The organism is Streptomyces sp. NBC_00385 (assembly GCF_035917155.1).
GTDB classification, from domain to species: Bacteria; Actinomycetota; Actinomycetes; order Streptomycetales; family Streptomycetaceae; genus Streptomyces; species Streptomyces poriferorum.
In genome coordinates this window covers 112789-131445 of record NZ_CP107951.1, presented here as the reverse complement: position 1 = coordinate 131445, position 18657 = coordinate 112789, and the positions used below count along the sequence as shown (strand labels likewise).

The 18657-nt window shown below is 67.8% G+C and carries 9 protein-coding genes; 5 read left to right on the top strand and 4 right to left on the bottom strand.

Annotated features, from left to right (window positions below):
• Positions 1-108: 108 nt before the first annotated feature.
• Positions 109-1305: a sensor histidine kinase gene (locus OG959_RS00565; protein ID WP_326655931.1), complete on the top strand. Its 1197-nt coding sequence runs from the start codon at positions 109-111 to the stop codon at positions 1303-1305.
• 5 nt (positions 1306-1310) lie between these two features.
• A complete protein-coding gene (locus OG959_RS00560) occupies positions 1311-1979 on the top strand; it encodes a response regulator transcription factor (RefSeq protein WP_326655928.1) in 669 nt (222 codons plus the stop codon).
• 161 nt (positions 1980-2140) lie between these two features.
• On the opposite strand, the gene OG959_RS00555 is transcribed toward OG959_RS00560, so the two are convergent.
• From OG959_RS00555 to OG959_RS00540, 4 genes are all read right to left on the bottom strand, one after another.
• The gene (locus OG959_RS00555; RefSeq protein ID WP_326655927.1) at positions 2141-4249 is read right to left on the bottom strand and encodes a hypothetical protein; all 2109 of its coding nucleotides are present in this window, start codon (positions 4247-4249) and stop codon (positions 2141-2143) included.
• A gap of 56 nt (positions 4250-4305) precedes the next feature.
• Positions 4306-6750: a glycoside hydrolase family 2 protein gene (locus OG959_RS00550; RefSeq protein ID WP_326655925.1), complete on the bottom strand. Its 2445-nt coding sequence runs from the start codon at positions 6748-6750 to the stop codon at positions 4306-4308.
• A gap of 85 nt (positions 6751-6835) precedes the next feature.
• The gene (locus OG959_RS00545; RefSeq protein ID WP_326655923.1) at positions 6836-8299 is read right to left on the bottom strand and encodes an MFS transporter; all 1464 of its coding nucleotides are present in this window, start codon (positions 8297-8299) and stop codon (positions 6836-6838) included.
• A gap of 50 nt (positions 8300-8349) precedes the next feature.
• Positions 8350-10617, bottom strand: a complete 2268-nt coding sequence (locus OG959_RS00540) for a glycoside hydrolase family 3 C-terminal domain-containing protein (protein ID WP_326655921.1) — start codon at positions 10615-10617, stop codon at positions 8350-8352.
• An 876-nt stretch (positions 10618-11493) separates the two neighbouring features.
• Here OG959_RS00540 and OG959_RS00535 point away from each other — a divergent pair.
• The 3 genes from OG959_RS00535 to OG959_RS00525 all read left to right on the top strand — a co-directional run bounded on the left by OG959_RS00535 (position 11494) and on the right by OG959_RS00525 (position 18633).
• Positions 11494-12732, top strand: a complete 1239-nt coding sequence (locus OG959_RS00535; protein ID WP_326655920.1) for a hypothetical protein — start codon at positions 11494-11496, stop codon at positions 12730-12732.
• A 1297-nt stretch (positions 12733-14029) separates the two neighbouring features.
• The gene (locus tag OG959_RS00530; protein WP_326655918.1) at positions 14030-16852 is read left to right on the top strand and encodes a PQQ-dependent sugar dehydrogenase; all 2823 of its coding nucleotides are present in this window, start codon (positions 14030-14032) and stop codon (positions 16850-16852) included.
• Positions 16849-18633 (top strand): ThuA domain-containing protein, encoded by a 1785-nt coding sequence (locus OG959_RS00525; RefSeq protein WP_326655916.1) that lies wholly within the window; start codon positions 16849-16851, stop codon positions 18631-18633. Before OG959_RS00530 ends, OG959_RS00525 begins: the two co-directional genes overlap by 4 nt.
• The last annotated feature ends 24 nt before the right edge of the window (positions 18634-18657 follow it).

The window sequence follows — 18657 nt, the reverse complement described above, 5'->3', positions numbered from 1 at the left end:
CCCGCCGCAGCAGCATCCCGGACGGCGGTTACGGGACGATGGGCGAGACAGCGGCCGGCTTGGACCTTCGGCCCACAGCAGGCGAATGTGCGGGCGAGAAAGGGAATCATGAGCACTCCTTGGCGAGGCCGCATGGAGTCGCACCCCCGCAGGGTGGACGTCACCCTGGTCCTGGCGCTGTTCGCGTTCTCCGCTGCCGGAAGCGTGTTCACCAGCCACAGCTTCGACGAGCAGCTTCCGAGCTGGCCCGCGGTGCTGCTGTCCGCGATCTCCAGCGCCGCGCTTCTCTGGCGCCGGAAGCGACCTCGAACGGTGCTGGCCGTGACCGTCGGATGCGCCCTGGCGGAGGCAGCACAGGGGTACGTGCTCAGCCCGCTGACGCAAGCCCCGCTGATGGCAGCCCTCTATTCACTGGGACTGCTCACCGACCGCAGGAAGACCCGTACGTGCGCCGCGATCACCATGGGATTGCTGATCGCCATGGCGCTCCTCGTTCAGCGGAACGACCACCTCACACTCCTGCTCACCGCGGTCAACCCCATCGCATGGGTTCTTCTGCCGGCTGTCCTCGGCAGTGCCGTTCAGCTGCGCCGCGCCTATATCGCCGCCGTGCACGCCCGCGCCGAACACGCCGAGCAGACCCGCGAGGAAGAGGCCCGTCACCGGGTCGCGCACGAACGTATGCGTATCGCCCGCGAACTCCATGACGTCGTCGCACATCACCTGGCCCTGGCCAACGCACAGGCCGGCACTGCGGCACACCTCGTACGCACCCAGCCCGACCAGGCGGGCCTCATGCTCGACAGCCTGGCGGAAACCACCGCGGCCGCGCTGCGGGAGATGAAGGCCACCGTCGGGCTCCTGCGTCAGGACAGCGACACCGACACACCGCTGGGCCCCGCGCCCGGCCTCGCCCAACTCGAAGAACTGAACCGGGCCTTCGCCACGGCCGGTCTCACCGTCACCACCAGCGTCGAGGGAGACCCGTGCCCTCTGCCGCCCGGGGGCGACCTGAGCGCGTATCGCATCGTGCAGGAAGCGCTGACCAATGTCACCAAACACTCCGCCGCCGGGGCGGCACACGTACGGCTCATCTACTCAGTGGACCGGCTGACACTGATCGTCAGCAACGAGGGGGGCACTGTCACGATCGCGCCCGCCACCGGTGGCGGCTTCGGCCTGGTCGGTATGCACGAGCGAGCCCAATCCGCCGGCGGGACCCTCTCTGCCGCGCCCCGCCCGGAAGGTGGCTTCGAGGTCACCTGCACGCTGCCGCTGCACCGCCGGCGGTCCGAGAGAGAATGAGCCACATGACGACCATCCGTGTCCTGCTCGTCGACGACCAGGCGCTTCTGCGTGCCACCTTCCGGGTCCTGATCGACTCCGTCCCGGACATGAGCGTCATCGGCGAAGCAGCCGACGGGAGCGAAGCGGTTGACCGGACACGCGCACACCACCCTGACGTTGTCCTGATGGACATCCGCATGCCGGGAGTCGACGGCCTGGCCGCGACCGCCACCATCTGCGCCGATCCCGACCTGGCGGATACCCGGGTCCTCATCCTCACCACGTTCGAGAACGACGAGCATGTCGCCCAAGCGCTCCGGGCCGGCGCCAGTGGCTTCCTTGGCAAGGACGTCACCGCCGACGTACTGCTGGCCGGCATCCGCACCGTGGCGGCCGGCGACTCGCTTCTCTCCCCCCTCGCGACCCGCGCGCTCATTACACGTTTCCTCGCCGCTCCGGAACCCGAGAACGGCCTCGTCCCTTCGGACGGCCTGAACGCCCTGACCGACCGTGAACGGGAAATGATGGCGCTGGCCGCTTACGGCAAGTCCAACACCGAGATCGCCGACGAACTCTTCCTCAGCCCCTTGACCGTACGAAGTCACATCCAGCGCGCCATGATGAAGCTCCATGCGCGCGACCGCGCGCAGCTCGTCGTCATCGCCTACCAGAGCGGGCTCGTCAAAGCCTGACGACTCCGGCTCGGCCGGCCGGCCTCGCGTCAGGCGCGCGATCGAAGCCGCCCCTGTGCCGGAAGTGTTCCGGCACAGGGGCGCAGTCATCGGCGATCACGCCCGTTCGGCGCCGTGGGCGGCGCGGGAAGCCGCAGTCGCTCAGCAGCGAGCGCGGGGCCTCACGGCCATACGGTGAAGCCCTCGTGGTGCACCGTCCAGCCACCGTCCTTGGGGAAGCCGGGACACTCGGTGTCCGATCCGTCCCAGCCCGCCGCCATGAGTGAGACCGCGGCGAGCAGTCCGCCGTTGGCGGGGAGGTAGACAGGCAGCATGCTGCCGATCTGCGGGCTGTGACCGGTCGGCAGGTACCGGTTCTTTCCGGCTTCCATGAGCAGCGCGTCCACCGCCAGGTCGGGTCGACCGATGCGTGTGGCGGTCATCGCCATGACAGGGAAGTCCCATCCCCACGCGCTGTTCCACTCCCAGTTGGCACGGACGTCGAGCAAGGTCGTTTCCATCGTGATGGGATCGATGAGAGGCGTGGCGGGTACGACTCCGAGTGCGCACAGCATGGAGGGATGATCGTCCCGGCGCAGGTACGGTTCACTCGCGACAGCCGAGTAGACGCCGTCCTTCTGATGAGGCGTCGCCAGGCCGTCCTGGACGCGCCGCCACTGTGGGTCCCGGTCGAGACCCAGGCGTTCGCGCCACGACTGGGCGATTTCCAGGCCCCACCACCAATAGGCCAGCTCGAAGGTGGGGTCCTTCGTCGTCCTGGGGTCGTAGAACTCCTGCGCCGGCACGAGCGGCGCAGGGAGGTGGTGCACGCCGTCGGCCTCCTCGGTGAAGGACACCATGAACAGCGCGGTCTCTTCGACGAGTTCGGCGAACTCCCGCACCAACTTCTCTCGTTCGGCACCAGCGAGGCAGCGGTAGAGCAGTTCGAGGAGATACAGGGGGTGCGGCTGCTGCCAGATGAGCAGGGAGCCGATGTCCGAGGGGCTTTCACGGCCGTCCGGACCGACGTGCTTGGGCCAACGAGCGCCGGCGTAGTGCTGGCGCAGTGCGGTCGCACGGGCCGAGTCCAGGATGGACAGGTACCAGCCCATGCTGCGCCGGAGGAGGTCAGGTCGGCCCCACGCGGCGAAATGGGCCGCATGCCACCAGTGCATCTCCAGGTGGAACTTTCCCTGCCAGGAGTTCGTGATCAGGCCGGTTTCCTGCGGCGGGAGAGTGCCGGCGCAGTTAACGGCGGTCAGGTACTGCGACAGGACGACTCGCCTTTCGAGCTCGGCGGCCCGGGGGTCGGCGCTTCCGGTGAAGTCGATCGCGGCTCCCGATGTCCAGAAGTCCCGCCACCGGTCCACCGATGAGCGGTGGACCGCCTCGAAGGAACCTCGGGTGCTTGCGTCGTCGCCCCCGGGTGTGAAGCCGGCGACGACGTCGAGTGTCGATGCGGACGTGGCCAGCGCGCATTCATGCGGCCCGTCGGAGGTAATGATGTGGCCCTCGGACCAGTCGAGGCGTACGGAGTACTCGGTGTCGTCGAGAGCCCGGGCGAGCAGGCAGGAGCGGTCGTCAAGGAGACGCAGGGTGGTGGTGTGACGCTGCGGTCGCGTCCAGTCCGAGGTCCTGTAGAAGTTGTCGCTGGCGTAGGGGAAGCGCGCGACGACACTGAGCTGACCGGTGGCGAGCAGGGCCGATTCGATGCGGAAGGCGACCCGGGCATGGTGGGCATCCGCGACCGTCCGGACACGCACGTGGTGCCCGGCGTACTCGAACGTGCTGGTGAGCACACCGGTCCACAGGTCGAGTCGCTGGTGGGTGTTGGTCAGCGCGGAAGGATCGTCCTCAGGCGGACCGTCCGGTGTCGGTCGAAGGACGAGGCCTATGCGCCCCAGGTCGAACCGTTGAGGGTTCATGTGGAGCCAGCTCCCGGCACGGAACTTCTCGGGGACGTCACCTCCGAACGTGCTCGTCATGTCGAACCTGTCCGGATACTCCACCGGTCCGCGGGCGGTTTCGTAGGTGGACATCGCGTCTGCCAGGACGAAGTTGTCGGGGTTGGGCATCGAGTGCCAGCCCCAGGTGGACATGGTGGCGGTATTCAGAGCGAGGCGCTTCTCGGCCGCCGCCGCGCTCTGATCGTGGAAGGAGACGAAGGACTGCATTCCGGTGATGTCGGCGGTGAAGGCGAAGTCGCCGTTCCCGACGGTCAGAGCGGTTGAGGGGTCTGCCCGGGTGATCTCGATGGTGTGACGGCGGACGAGTGACTCTCGGTCGATCATGGAGCCGTTCCTGCTGGATGAGTGGGTGGGTCTGCTTCCCGAGGGGGAGCGGTGGGCTACTCGACAGGGATGAGCACCTCGACCGGCTCACAGTCGGCCGCCGTGGCGACGAGCCGGATCCTGCCCGGTGCGGTGGGCCGCAGGATCACAAGCGCGCGACCTTCATAGGTGCTGCCTTCGACGGAGTCGAAACGCGCCTCGGTGGACGGGTCGGCGTTTCCGAACCCGGCGAGGACACCCGTTCCCGAGATGTCCAGGCTCACCGTCCGGTCGGCAGCAGGGTGACACGTCCCGTCCGGGGCCGTCAGAGTGAGTTCGACGTAGGCGAGGTCGTCCCCGTCGGCAGTGGCATGCTCGACCGAGGCACGCAGCTGGACCGGTCCGTCGGCGGACCGAAGGGTGTGGCGTCCGGTCTCGACGCCGTCGAGATAGGCGATCGCGACGATCTCACCCGGTTCGTAGGCGGTTTCGAACTCGGTGCGGAAGCGGTGGTCCTCACCCACCGGACGGCGCCCGAGGCTACGGCCGTTGACGAGCAGTTCGACCTCTTCGGCGTCACTGTAGACCTCGACGGTGACAGGGGCTTCGTCGAAACCGGGCCACGTCCAGGACGAGATCGAGTCGCTCCACGTCCACGGTCCCCCGGCGAAGACCTTGCCGTGGTGCTGCGGCTTCCGGACCGCGATGTAGGGCCGCGCGCGGAGGCCGAAGACGATCTCCCGGTAGTAGGAGGCAGGCCGACGGTGCCCGGTGATGTCGATGTCGCCACAGCCTGCCACCAGGTAGGGGTACGGCGCCGTGTGCGTGGGCCGCGGGTCGTCGGCGGTGAGGTACTGGGGGTGTCCGATGCCGACCTCGCCGAGATAGTCCCAGCCGGCCCACGTGAAGTCGCCGATGACGTGGCCGTGCTGCTTCACGAGCGTCCAGTTGCCGTCGATGCGGGTCGGGAAGGTCTCCGTGCCGAGGATGATGCGGTTGGGGAAGAGGCCCTTGTCGAGGGCGTAGCGGCCTTCGGCGTAGTTCATGCCGGCGACATCCAGAGCCGCGAAGGCCTCGGCTGTCCGCTGGGAGACGAGTTCGGACGAACTGATCCTGTCCATCATGTCCGCGGTATCGCTCATGAAGGTGTTGATGCCGGTGTCCTCCTGCACCGCTTCCGGTGTCCGGTTTCTCATGGCGATCAGATCGGACAGGACCGTGAGCATGCCGTTGATGGCATTGGTGACGAAGCGGGTGTCGTCGAGGGCGCGTACCTTGTCCGCGAGCTTGCGTCCCCAGGCGGCTCCGGCCGGCGACCCCACCTCGGGTATCTCGTTGCCGATCGAATACAGGATGACACTGGGGTGGTTGAAGTCCTTGGTGACCATGGCTTCGATGTCGCGTTCCCACCACTCGGGGAAGTTCAGGCTGTAGTCGAACTCGTTCTTACCGGACGTCCATACGTCGAACGCCTCGTCCACGACGAGCATGCCGAGACGGTCACACGCGTCCAGCATGGCCCTGCTCATGGGGTGGTGGGACATGCGGAGTGCGTTGAATCCCGCGTCCCTGAGTATCCGCACGCGCCGCTCCTCGGCACGGGCGAAGGTGGCGGCGCCGAGGATCCCGTTGTCATGGTGGATGCAGGCGCCGCGCAGCTTGACGGTTTCGCCGTTGAGGCGAAGCCCGTGCTGGGGATCGAGGCGCAGCGACCGGATCCCGAATTCGGCCGACTCTGTGTCCACCTCGCCGCTTTCGTCCGTCAGCGCCACCTCGGCCGCGTAGAGGGCGGGGGACTGCGGGCTCCACAGGGACGGGTCACTGACGTAGAGGCGTTGGCGGACGGTGGCGGGTTCGTTCGGCAGGACGGTGATCCTCGAGGCGTCCACAGCGACGACCGTCCCGGCCGTGTCGCGCACCTCGGTGACGACATCGAGGGTTCGCATCGCGATGGAGTCGTTCTCGATGGTGGTCTCGACCTCGACCACCGCGCGTTCCCGGTCGATGTCCGGTGTGGTGACGCGCACGCCGTAGGGCCGGACGCGGACCAGGTCACCGATGAGCATCCAGGTGTCACGGTAGATTCCCGCGCCGGTGTACCAACGGGAGTCCTGGTGGCTCCGTGCCTCGACACGGATCTCGTTGTCCTCACCGAACCGCAGAAAGGGGTCGGCGTCTATGCGGAAGTGGGAGTAGCCGAAAGGGCGCTGGCCTGCGTAGGCCCCGTTGATGTGGACCGTGGCGTCACGGTAGACGCCTTCGAACTCGATGACGATGCGCTTGCCCCGGTGGTCTTCCGGTACGAAGAACGTCTTGTGGTACTCCCACGTTCCGCCGGAGAAGTAGGCACCCGCTCCACCCGACATCGTGACCTGCCCGGACGGAGCGGCACGCCCCTGCGCGAGCATCGCGTCATGAGGCAGCCTCACCGGCTGGTAGACAGCGGTCTCACCCGACAGTTCGGCGAACGGGTTCACCTTGCGCCGCCACTGCCAGTCGCTGTTGAAAGAAGCGCGGATCATTAGATTTCCTCGAAACGAGTTGGGTCGACGAACGCTGCACGACCACCGGCTGCCTCCGGTCGCGGAGGCGGCCGGTGGTCGCGGGTCACAGGGCTGCCTGCCCGACTTCCGCTTCGTCGAGCTTCTTGACCTTGGGGATCAGCAACACGAGGAGAGCTCCCACCGCGCCGACAGCGGAGATCAGCCAGAAGGCGTTGGTGAAGCCGGAATCGACATAGAACTGCGTACCCTTCATGACCTTGCCGTTCTGGGACATGATCACGAAGGCGATCTGCGTGACGATCACCTGAGCCACGCTCTGGAGCAGGTTCTGAGCACCGTTCGCCACGGCTTGGTCCTTGGGCCCCACCGCGCCGATGACCATGATGGGAATGATCGAGACGATGATGCCCATGCCGACACCTGCCACGAGGCCGAAGGTGACGATGTCGCTCACCGAGTGGTGGATCTGTGAGCCGAGCCCGTATCCGACCGCGGTGAAGGCCCCTCCTATGCCCAGCAGGAGGCGTGTGTCGATGCGGCGGGCGAGGGTACCGGTGACCACGGCCATCACGAGGATGATGATGCTCATGGGGGCGGTTACCTGGGCATTCTTCGTGGCCGACCAGCCCAGGCCGTCGGAGAGACCGGGGATCTGCGGCATCAGCGCGAGAAGCTGCATGACCACGCCCACCGAGTAGACGGCGCCGGCGGCCACGGAGGTGGCCAGGAAGACCGTCCACACCTTGCGCTGCGTCAGGAGCGACAGTGGGAGGAGCGGGCTGGCGACACGACGCTGGACGAGGAAGAAGGCGATCAGTGCCACCAGTCCCAGGCCGACGAAGGCACACAGCTTGCCGCTGGTCCAGCCCCAGTGCGAGCCTTCGCCGATCGCGTAGACGATGGAGGTGAGCCCACCGCCCAACAGCAGACCGCCGAGCCAGTCCATCCGGCCCCCGTCCTCACGGACCGGGCTCTCGGGCACGAAGACGAGGAGGAGCAGCAGGTTCACCGCAGTGGCGACAGCCATGAACCACAGCGAGCCGCGGAAACCGTGGTGGTCGAGAAGGTAGCCCGAGAGGAACGGGCCGACCAGGGCTACCAGACCCACGCCGCCTCCTAGGACACCGCTGGCCGGTCCGACCAGGCGTCGGGGGAACACGTCACGAGCCATGGCGTAGGCGAGCGGCATGGCTACCGTGTAGAGGCCGGCTATGCCACGTCCCAGGAGGAGCATGTCGTAGCTCGTGGACATCGCCGCGATGACGTCGCCGACCAGGCCGAGCGCGGTGGCGATGACCATGACCCGCTTCTTGCCGTAGAGTCCGGCGGCCTTGGCCGCGAACGGCAGAACGAAGGTTCCCACGAGTGCGGTGATCAGGGTGAACCAGGCGATCCTGGTCGTTCCGAAATGGATGGCGATCTCGGACTGGGCGTTGCCGGAGAGCAACCCCATGATCGGCAGGAGCTGCACGCTCAGCAGCAACGAGATCAGGATCAGGACGTAGCGCCCGGTGAAGCCGCTAGGTCCCTCTTCTCTCGTAGCGGGGGCAATCTTGGCGTCGGACATGGGTGGCCTTCCAGGAGGATACGAGGCAGTTTTTGCGAGGGCTGCCGGAACTACGGGGCGGGGACCGTTGCCCACTCCGTGAGCCGGCTCAGAGGTGCCGCGTCCATGCGGCCCGCGCTCATGGCGAGGAGCCGCTCGAGTGGCAGGGACTCGATCATCCGGGAGATCTCCGGGTCGGTTCCGAGAGCCGAGCCCTTCGTGGTGTTCAAGAGGTCCCGCAGGAGTGGCGCACCTTCTGGGTGTGCCAGCCACTCCCCGACGGACGAGGCCATCCCCAACGGGCGGACGACCGGGGGTGCCGTGACCGGCACGGTGGCGGTGAGGCGCAGGTCGCGGGACGAGGAGCCGACCGAGACGTGGAAGTCGCCGCTCTCGAGGACCCAGCGATGGAGCGTGGGGCTGTAAAAGGAGAGGTCACGGGCGGACAGGTCGAAGGTGACCGTCGTCTGCTGTCCGGGCGCGAGCTCGACCTTCTGGAAGGCCTTGAGCTCGCGCAGCGGTCGGTCGACGGAGGCGTCGACATCACCGACGTAGACCTGTACGACTTCCTTGCCGATGACCGGACCGGTGTTGGCCAAGGTCAGCCGCAGCCGCACCGCCACCCCTTCTTCGTTCTCGCCCAGCACCTCTGTGTGCAGATCGGAGTAGGAGAAGGTGGTGTAGGAGAGGCCGTGTCCGAAGGGGTAGCCGACCGGCATGTCGACGGTGTCGTAGTAGCGGTATCCGACATAGAGGCGCTCGCCGTAAGGGACGACTCCCTCGGAGCCGGGAAAGTTGAGGTAGGAGGGGGTGTCCTGCAGCCTCAGGGGAACGGTTTCGGCGAGTCGGCCCGAGGGATTGACCCGGCCGAAGAGAAGGTCGGCCACAGCGGCCCCGCCGGCTTGCCCGTTCAGCCACCCTTCCAGGATGGCCTTGGCGTGGTGCTGCCAGGCCGCCGTCTGCACGACCCCTCCGTTGGCCAGCACGACGACCACGTGGGAGTTGACGCGGGCTACCTCCTCCAGGAGCCGGACCTGTACGTCGGGCAGATGAAGGTGCGTCCGGTCGAACCCTTCCGATTCCTCGCCCTCGGGCAACCCGAGAAAGACGACGGCGATACCGGCGCTTGCGGACGCGGCCACGGCCTCGGCCAGCAGCGCTTCGTCGGGCTCGCCGGCGAGAGTGAACCCGGCCGCGAACGACACGTCCAGGTGCTCTCCCGCGGCGGCGGTCAGGGCGTCGAGGGCACTGTCGACCTGGGTGGGATTGACCCAGGAACTGCCGGCGCCCTGGAAACGGGGAGTCCGTGCAAACTCTCCCACCACGGCCACTGTCATCCTGGCGTCAGGATCCAGCGGGAGCAGGGAATCCTGGTTCTTGAGCAGGACCGCCGACTCCGCCGCGGCACGTCGGGCCAGAGCGTGGTGGGTTTCCGGATCGACGGGCGACACGGAGTCGGTGGTGCCCGCAGTACGGGCGACGAGAGTGAGAAGACGGGCGACGGCTCGGTCGAGTACGGCCTCCTCGATCCGCCCGGTTCGGACGGCATCAACCAACCGGGCAGCGCTGGCGGCGTTCGCGGGCATCTCCAGGTCGAGCCCGGCTGTGACGGAGGCTTCGGGGTCCGACACCGCACCCCAGTCGGACATGACCAGGCCGTCGAAATTCCATTCGCCCCGCAGTACGTCCGTGAGCAGCCAGTGGTTGTGAGCGGCGGGAACGCCGTTGATCCGGTTGTATGCGGCCATCACCGTCCATGGCGCTGCCGCGGTGACCACGTGCTCGAAGCCTGCCAAGTAGATCTCTCTCAGCGTGCGTTCATCCACGTCGGCGCTGACCCGCATGCGCTCGGTCTCCTGGTTGTTCGCAGCGAAGTGCTTGACCGAGGAGCCCACCCCCGTGCTCTGAACGCCGCGCACCAGTGCTGCCCCGAGGTGACCGCTGACGACAGGATCTTCCGAGAGGTACTCGAAGTTCCGCCCGCACAGGGGCGAACGCTTGATGTTGATCCCGGGGCCGAGCAGAACTGACACACCGGCTGTGCGGGCCTCCCGCCCGAGCGCCTCGCCCACCGAGTGCAGCAGGTCCGCGTCCCATGAGGATCCGAGGGCTGCGGCCGTGGGGAAACAGGTAGCGGGCAGGCTGCTTCGGAAGCGGAAAGCCTCGGCGTCCGGGGCGAGCTTGCGTACGCCATGCGGGCCATCGGTGAGAACGATCGAGCGGATCCCGAGTCGCGGAATGGCCGTCGTCTCCCAGGCTCCCTCACCTGAGAGCAGGGCAGCCTTCTCTTCCAGGGTCAACCCCGCCGCCACAGCGGGTGCGATCGCTTCTTCGTGCATGGCAGTTCCTTTGAGTTGCTGGGCCGCGTCAGGCCGGACACCACAGGCCCGACGCGAGTCTGCAGGGAAGACCCTCTGTTGGTAACGCGCGTTGGTATCGCGCGTTAGTAAGGAACACCAGGCGGTATGAGGACAGCAAGACACTGGCCTGTAACGCTTGCGTAACGAGACGCGTGCGACGCTGCGCTGTGGCCGTGAGTCGCCTTGCAGGGCGTCTTTTGAGGAGTTGCGTCGCCGGGCATGTGGTGCGCAGTCCGGGTTGGCGGCACTCGGTCGCTGTCCGTGTCGTTGCACGTTCGTGACGCCCGCGCCCTTGTCAGCGGATCGGAGCGTGCCATTAGGTACTAACGCGCGTACGTGAAGCGCGTTAATAGACGTCCGGATGCAGGTTGCCGGATGTCAGGCGCCTCCGGCGCTGGTTGGCATGCCGGAACCCTGGCGAGTCGAGACGCTTGAGGAGGGCCGATGGTTGCGGCGACGCGAGCGAGTCGAGTGCGAGGAAGATGCGGCTCTGGTGTCGACGGTCTCCATGTCGTCGAGCGGTTGCTCGGTGTCAGCCCATGACAGGGGCGATCCGTCCCGCCAGTGTGGAGGCCGGCATGCTGCGGCGATCTGGCTGATCCGGTCTCCTGTTTCAGGTGACCCGCGAGGTATTCGAGGGCTGCAGTCAGCCAGTTGCGGGTACGTTGCCCGATTCCCGGGCCGAGCCGTCCGTGCCAAGCCCTTGCTGCGGGCGTCCGCTCGATACGTGTGGTGTCCGGGTGTGGCGGGGCCCGGCATGCCCAGCGAGCGGTGCCGGTTGCGCTGTGAACTTGCCCTGCATCCGTGAGGCCGTGGTTGGCGGCCGACGGTACTGATCCCTTGTTCGGAGGCGGTATGGCATCCCCTGGTGAAGTTCCCGCGTTCAACGCGTTCGTATCCCATTTACGCTGGATCGCTTCCCTGTTGCCCGCTGAAGACGGGTGGCTGGCTGTTCTGGCCGTACGCGACACGGACAGGCTGCGGGCCTGCCTCGAAGGCCGTGATCTTCCGGCATGGGAGACGGTGACGCTGCTGCTGGGTGACTACGAGCGCCGGTACGGGGTCGATGCTCCGGCGCGGAAGCAAGCCAGGGAGTTGCACGCGCAAGCGGTGACGGCCTGGGACGCCCGGTTGGACGCGGAGCGGTATCTGGCAGGGCGGGTGGCTCAAGCCGAGAGCGAGCGAGCAGAGGTCGCCGGCCGCTCGCGTCAGGAACACATGAGCCGGGACGAGCTGGCCTGGGCTCGCGCGGAGTTCGCCAGCGCCCAGTCCCGGTACGAGGAGTACACCGTCCGCCGCCGCTCACTCGCTGAGTACAGGTCGGTGTACTTCCCTGCCCCCGGTGCTGTTGGCGAACGGGCGGAGAGCATGGAGGTCGGACCGTTGGGAAGCGCGCCTGATGCAGTGCCCCGGCCGGAGGGAACGATGCGCCGGGCGAGGCGCCTGGCAGGATCCTCTCTCTCCGCGTTGGCTTTCGGGACTGCCGCTCTGTCCATGGAGGCCGAACTGTCCGAGGAGCGCGCCGCTGCCGGGGCTGCCCAGGCCGCGGCGCGGGCACAGCAGCAAGCCGTCTGGACCCGCGAAGCGCAGCAGATCGCAGCCCAGTTAGAGGTCTTGCGCGTCCAGGATGAGGGCGGCAGGGCCCATGAACTGCTGTGCGAAGCGGTCGAAGGGGAAGCCGCCCGCCTGCCGTTGCTGGTCAGAGCGCTGGAATCGGGCGCGCGGGGATCGGAAACGACCGTCTTGCTATGGGAGGCGGCTTCCCTGCCCCCATTGGCACTGGCCGATGCGGCGCAGGCCTTGGACGGCGGTGGCTACCGGGATCATGCGGCGGGGTTGCTGCGCCAGGCATCAGGCCGTGCCTTGAAGGACATCGCGACCCTGGTCGCGGCACTCAATGAGCAGTCGGAGTTGCGCGACGGAGTTCTGAGAGATGTCCTCACTACGCGCCGGCGCGAGGACTTCATCGCCCTGGCCCGGATGGATTTGCTTCTGATACCCCCACTCCTTGCAGCGGCGCGGCAGGTGTCCGCTGGGTGCAGCCAGGATCTGCGGTACGCGCTGCGCCTGGCCGGACTGCCCGATGTCGGGTAGACATTGCACGCCTTCGTGCTCCTGATGTCGATTGCATTCGTGAGGCTCAGGATCTGCGCACGGTGTGAAGTAGTGGACCGAACTCCCGCTCTGACACACGCATGAGGGCGTCTGGTCTGTGGATGCGAGCCGGGCCACCGCCGCAGGGCTTCGCTGCCGGCCCCCGCCGGACACCGTCGCCGATACCTGGGCCCGATGCAGAGCAAGGGCAGCCCCATCCCTCGCCCTCGGTGGGATGAGCACGGGATCGATCCGGTGAAGGAGACAGCCATACTCGCCACTCTCTGATCAGGCATCCAGCGCGGGCGATTCGTACGGGGGCGAGACGTGCGCGGCTGCGACGGTGCGCCGCTCCCGGCTCCGGCGTTGCCCCCTGTGCCCTTGAAGCCGCGGGGGCGTGTGCGCTGAGCCTCGCCGCCGCATGGTGGTGTTGCGGCCCGGCCAAGCCGCCGTCGCCTGTCACAGTGAGAGGAGCTGTCCACGGCCGGTGAGTTCGGAGTGCGCTGGTGGTTCAGCGGCAGCAACTCACGGACTACGGACAGGTGGCCGTGTACACCCTGCCGGGAGGGCCGTGGGGCCAGGTGCCTCGGCGCAGTTGCGGCCAGGTGGAGAACTCGACCGTTCCAGGTCGCGGGGCTGAGTGGCGGCGGTGCTGTGAGGCCGGCCGGACCGAATTCCGGATCTTGGTTTACGCAGGTCCTGGGATCGTTGCTGTGTTGCGCCGGCTGCGAGCCGACGGTCCCGCCTGCCACAGGTTGTGGACGGCGTTGTATGCGGTCCCACGTGGTCCAGTTGAGGCGCGTCCAGCGCGTCGCGGCCCTCACCCCGCAACAGGCGAACGGCAAGCCGTCCGGGGTCAGGGTTCCCGGTTCCACCACTTCCTCGGCCTCGGCGATCGTCACGCGGCCGGCCATGGCGTCCTCCGGGCCAGGTCCTCTCTCAGGTCTTCCTGGTCCGCACGTCCGTGTGCGGGCCACCTGAACCACGCGCTTTCATAAGGCAGTTGCTTGGTGTCGCTGCCCACCTCGCTACTCCGTGCCACCGAACCACGGGCCCGTATAAGGGAGTTGAGGCATGCGTCAGAACGCCTGCACTTTGTCCCTCCGCAGATAAAAGTTGGAGCCTGTGGCGTCAAAGGGGTTTCTGGCTGATGAAAAAGCCATTACCTTCCTGCTCAGTACCGGATAACAAGGACGCGCTCGCCCGACACCCTCCCTCCCAGGGCGTCCGTGTCCCCGGCGCGACGGCGCGCGCCTGTGCGACACCCCCCAGCCCCGTTGACTTACGGAGGACGCGCGTGCACAGGAGACTCACCCGGCCCCTCGCGGCGCTCGCCGGCACCCTGCTGGCTGCCGCGGGCGCCCTCACCGTCCAGCAGAACCAGGCCGAAGCGGCCCCGGCAGCACCCGAGTTCCAGCAGGTCACCCTCGCCAAAGGGGTGGCCGAGACCGGCGAGCCGATGACCCTCGCCGTCCTGCCGAACCGGTCGGTCCTGCACACCTCGCGGGATGGAACCCTGCGCCTCACCGACGCGGCCGGCACCACCAAGGTCGCCGGCAAGCTGGACGTCTACTCGCACGACGAGGAGGGCCTCCAGGGTGTCGGCGTCGACCCCGCCTTCACCACGAACCGCTTCGTCTACCTCTACTACGCCCCGAAGCTCACCACTCCCTCCGGCGACGCCCCCGCGGACGGCTCGGCAGCCGACTTCGCCCCCTTCGACGGCGTCAACCGGCTCTCCCGGTTCGTCCTGAAGGCGGACGGCACCCTGGACGCCGCCAGCGAGAAGAAGGTCCTGGACGTCCCCGCGAGCCGTGGGCTGTGCTGCCACGTCGGCGGCGACATCGACTTCGACGCCCAGGGCAACCTCTACCTCTCCACCGGGGACGACAGCAATCCCTTCGCCTCCGACGGCTACACCCCGATCGACGAGCGGCCCACCCGCAACCCCGCCTACGACGCCCAGCGCTCGGCCGGCAACACCAACGACCTGCGCGGCAAGGTCCTCCGGATCAAGGTCAACGCCGACGGAAGCTACTCCGTACCGGCGGGCAACCTCTTCGCCCCCGGCACCGCCAAGACCCGGCCCGAGATCTACGCCATGGGCTTTCGCAACCCCTTCCGGATGACCGTCGACAAGCCCACCGGCACGGTCTACCTGGGTGACTACGGCCCCGACGCCGGCACCGCAAGCGCCACCCGCGGGCCCGCCGGGCAGGTCGAGTTCAACCGGATCACCAAGGCCGGCAACTTCGGCTGGCCCTACTGCACCGGCAAGAACAACGCGTACGTCGACTACGACTTCGCCACCTCGACGTCCGGCTCCGCGTTCTCCTGCTCGGGGCCCAAGAACACCTCGCCGAACAACACCGGCCTGACCGACCTCCCTCCGGTCCAGCCCGCCTGGATCCCGTACGACGGCGGCTCGGTCCCGGAGTTCGGCAGCGGCTCGGAGTCACCCATGGGCGGCCCGGTCTACCACTACGACGCGGCATTGACCTCCGAGGTCAAGTTCCCCGAGAGCTTCGACGGGGACTTCTTCGCGGGCGAGTTCGGCCGTAAGTGGATCAAGCGCATCGAGCAGGCCGGCGACGGCACCGTACAGTCCATCAACGCCTTCCCCTGGCAGGGCACCCAGGTCATGGACATGGCCTTCGGTCCCGACGGTGCGCTGTACGTGCTCGACTACGGCACCGGGTACTTCAACGGGGACGAGAACAGCGCGGTCTACCGCATCGAGAACGTCAGCGGCGGCCGGTCTCCGCTCGCCCAGGCCTCGGCCGACCGCACCTCCGGCAGATCCCCGTTCGTCGTGCAGTTCTCCTCGGCGGGAACCTCCGACCCCGACGGCGACCCGCTGTCCTACGCCTGGAAGTTCGGTGACGGCGGCACCTCTACCGCGGCCAGCCCCGCGCACACCTTCACCGCCAACGGTCAGTACACCGCGGAGCTGACCGTCTCCGACGGCACCGGCCGGACCGCGACCGCCTCCGTCACCGTGACCGTGGGCAACACCGCGCCCACGGTGAAGCTGGAACTGCCCGTCGACGGCAAGATCGTCGACCCGGGCGCCGCGGTGCCGTTCAAGGTGACCGTCACCGACCCCGAGGACGGCACCATCGACTGCTCGAAGGTCAAGGTCACCTTCATCATCGGCCACGACAGCCACGGCCACCCGCAGACCTCGGCGACCGGCTGCTCCGGCACCGTACAGACCATCGCCGACGGCGAGCACGACCCCAACGCCAACATCTTCGGGGTCTGGGACGCCGAGTACACAGACAAGGGCGCGAACGGGCAGCCCGCCCTGACCAGCCACGACGAGCACATCAGCCAGCCCAGCCACCGCCAGGCCGAGCACTACGGAGGCTCCGCCGGTGTGTCCGTCGTCAGCCATGACGCGGCCCACGGCGGCAAGACCGTCGGGAACATCGAGAACGGCGACTGGATCTCCTTCAAGCCCTACGCGCTGGACGATGCCACCAAGCTGACCGCCCGCGTCGCCTCCGCCGGAGCCGGCGGCACGCTCGAAGTACGCGCCGGGTCGCCCACCGGCACTCTGCTCGGTTCCGTGGCCGTCCCCGTCACGGGAAGCTGGGAGACGTTCCAGGACGTCTCCACGAACCTGAGCAACCGCCCGGCCGGCACCACCACGCTCCACCTTGTCTTCAAGGGCGGGAGCGGATCCCTCTTCGACGTCGACGAGTTCACCGTCACGACCGCCGGTGCGACCGGGCCTCGGGAGGGTGCTGTCACGGGTATCGGTGGCAAGTGTGTCGATGTCGCTGGCGGTGCGACGGCCGACGGGACGCAGATCCAGCTGTACACGTGCAATCAGACGGCTGCGCAGAAGTGGACGGTCGGTACGGACAGCTCGCTGCGGTCGCTCGGTAAGTGCATGGACGTCAGTGGGGGTGGTACGGCGAACGGGACCAAGGTCCAGCTCTACGGCTGCAATGGCTCCGGGGCGCAGAAGTGGACCCCGGGGGCTGACGGAACCCTCCGCAATCCGCAGTCCGGCAAGTGCCTCGACGCGGAGGGCGTGTCCTCCGCCGACCGGACCAGGCTGCACCTGTGGACCTGCGGCACCGGCGCCAACCAGAAGTGGATCCTGCCATGAGCCGAAGAACGGTCCGACCTCTCGGACGCCTCGCCTGCTGGGCCGCATCGGGTCTGCTCGGCGTCGCTGCTCTGCCTGCGGCGGTCGCGACCGCCGCCCCCGAGCCCGCTGCCCTCGACCGCTCGTTATCCGCCCCGGCGAAGGCGGCCGTCGCTGCTGACCCCGCGTACGACGTGCTGGTCTTCTCCAGGACCGTCGGTTTCCGCCACTCCTCCATCGACGAAGGCATCACCGCCCTGCGCGAGCTGGGCGCGGCCAACAGCTTCACGGTCACCGCGACCGAGGACGCGGCCGCCTTCACTCCGTCGAACCTCGCCGGATACGAGGCCGTCGTCTTCCTCTCCACCACAGGTGACGTCCTCAACGCCACCCAGCAGACCGCCTTCGAGGGATACCTGGCAGCCGGCGGCGGCTATGTCGGCGTCCACGCGGCGGCCGACACCGAATACGACTGGAGCTGGTACGCGGGCCTGGCCGGCGCCCTGTTCCAGTCGCACCCGGCCGTCCAGCCCGCCGCCGTCAAGGTGGAGGACCGGGCCCATGACGCCACCGCCCATCTCGGCCCGACCTGGCAGCGGACGGACGAGTGGTACAACTACCGCACCAATCCACGCATGTCGGCCCATGTGCTTGCTTCCCTCGACGAGTCCAGCTACAGCGGCGGCAGCATGAGCGGTGACCACCCCATCGCCTGGTGCAAGGACTACGCCGGCGGTCGCGCCTTCTACACCGGTGGCGGTCACACCGAGGACTCGTACGGTGACCCGGCGTTCCGCCGGCATCTGCTCGGCGGCATTCGCTGGGCGGCCGAACTGACCGAGGCCGACTGCCGTCCGGAGACCGGCTACACCACGCTCTACGGGAGCTCGGGAACCACCGGCTGGCAACAGGCCGGTCCGGGCTCGTTCGCGGAATCCGACGCCACCTTGACCTCCCGCGGCGGCCTCGGCCTCCTCTGGTACGAGGCGAAGGAGTACACCTCGTACTCCCTGAAGCTCGACTGGCGCCAGGCCGACGACGACAACTCCGGTGTCTTCGTGGGCTTCCCCGCGTCCGACGACCCCTGGTCGGCCGTCAACAACGGCTACGAGATCCAGATCGACGCCACCGACACCCCCGACCGCACCACGGGCTCCGTGTACGGCTTCAAGTCCGCCGACCTGGCCGCCCGTGACGCGGCCCTGAACCCGCCGGGGGAGTGGAACACGTATGAGATCCGGGTCGAGGGTGAGCGCGTCCAGGTCTTCCTCAACGGCCGCCGGATCAACGACTTCACCAACACCGACCCCGTCCGCAGCCTCCGGCAGGGCCATATCGGCCTGCAGAACCACGGGGACGGCGACGACGTGTCCATCCGCAACGTCCGGATCAAGGAACTCGGCGGTGCGACCGGGCCTCGGGAGGGTGCTGTCACGGGTATCGGTGGCAAGTGTGTCGATGTCGCTGGCGGTGTGGTGGCGGACGGGACGCAGATCCAGCTGTACACGTGCAATCAGACGGCTGCGCAGAAGTGGACGGTCGGTACGGATGGCACGCTGCGGTCGCTCGGTAGGTGCATGGACGTCAGTGGGGGTGGTACGGCGAACGGGACCAAGGTCCAGCTCTACGGCTGCAACGGTTCCGGGGCGCAGAAGTGGGCCGCGGCGGTCGATGGGACCTTGCGCAATCCGCAGTCCGGCAAGTGCCTCGACGCGGAGGGCGTGTCCTCCGCCGACCGCACCAGGCTGCACCTGTGGACCTGCGGCACCGGCGCCAACCAGAAATGGGTCCTCCCGAGCTGAGTGACCCGCTCGACACCGTCATCG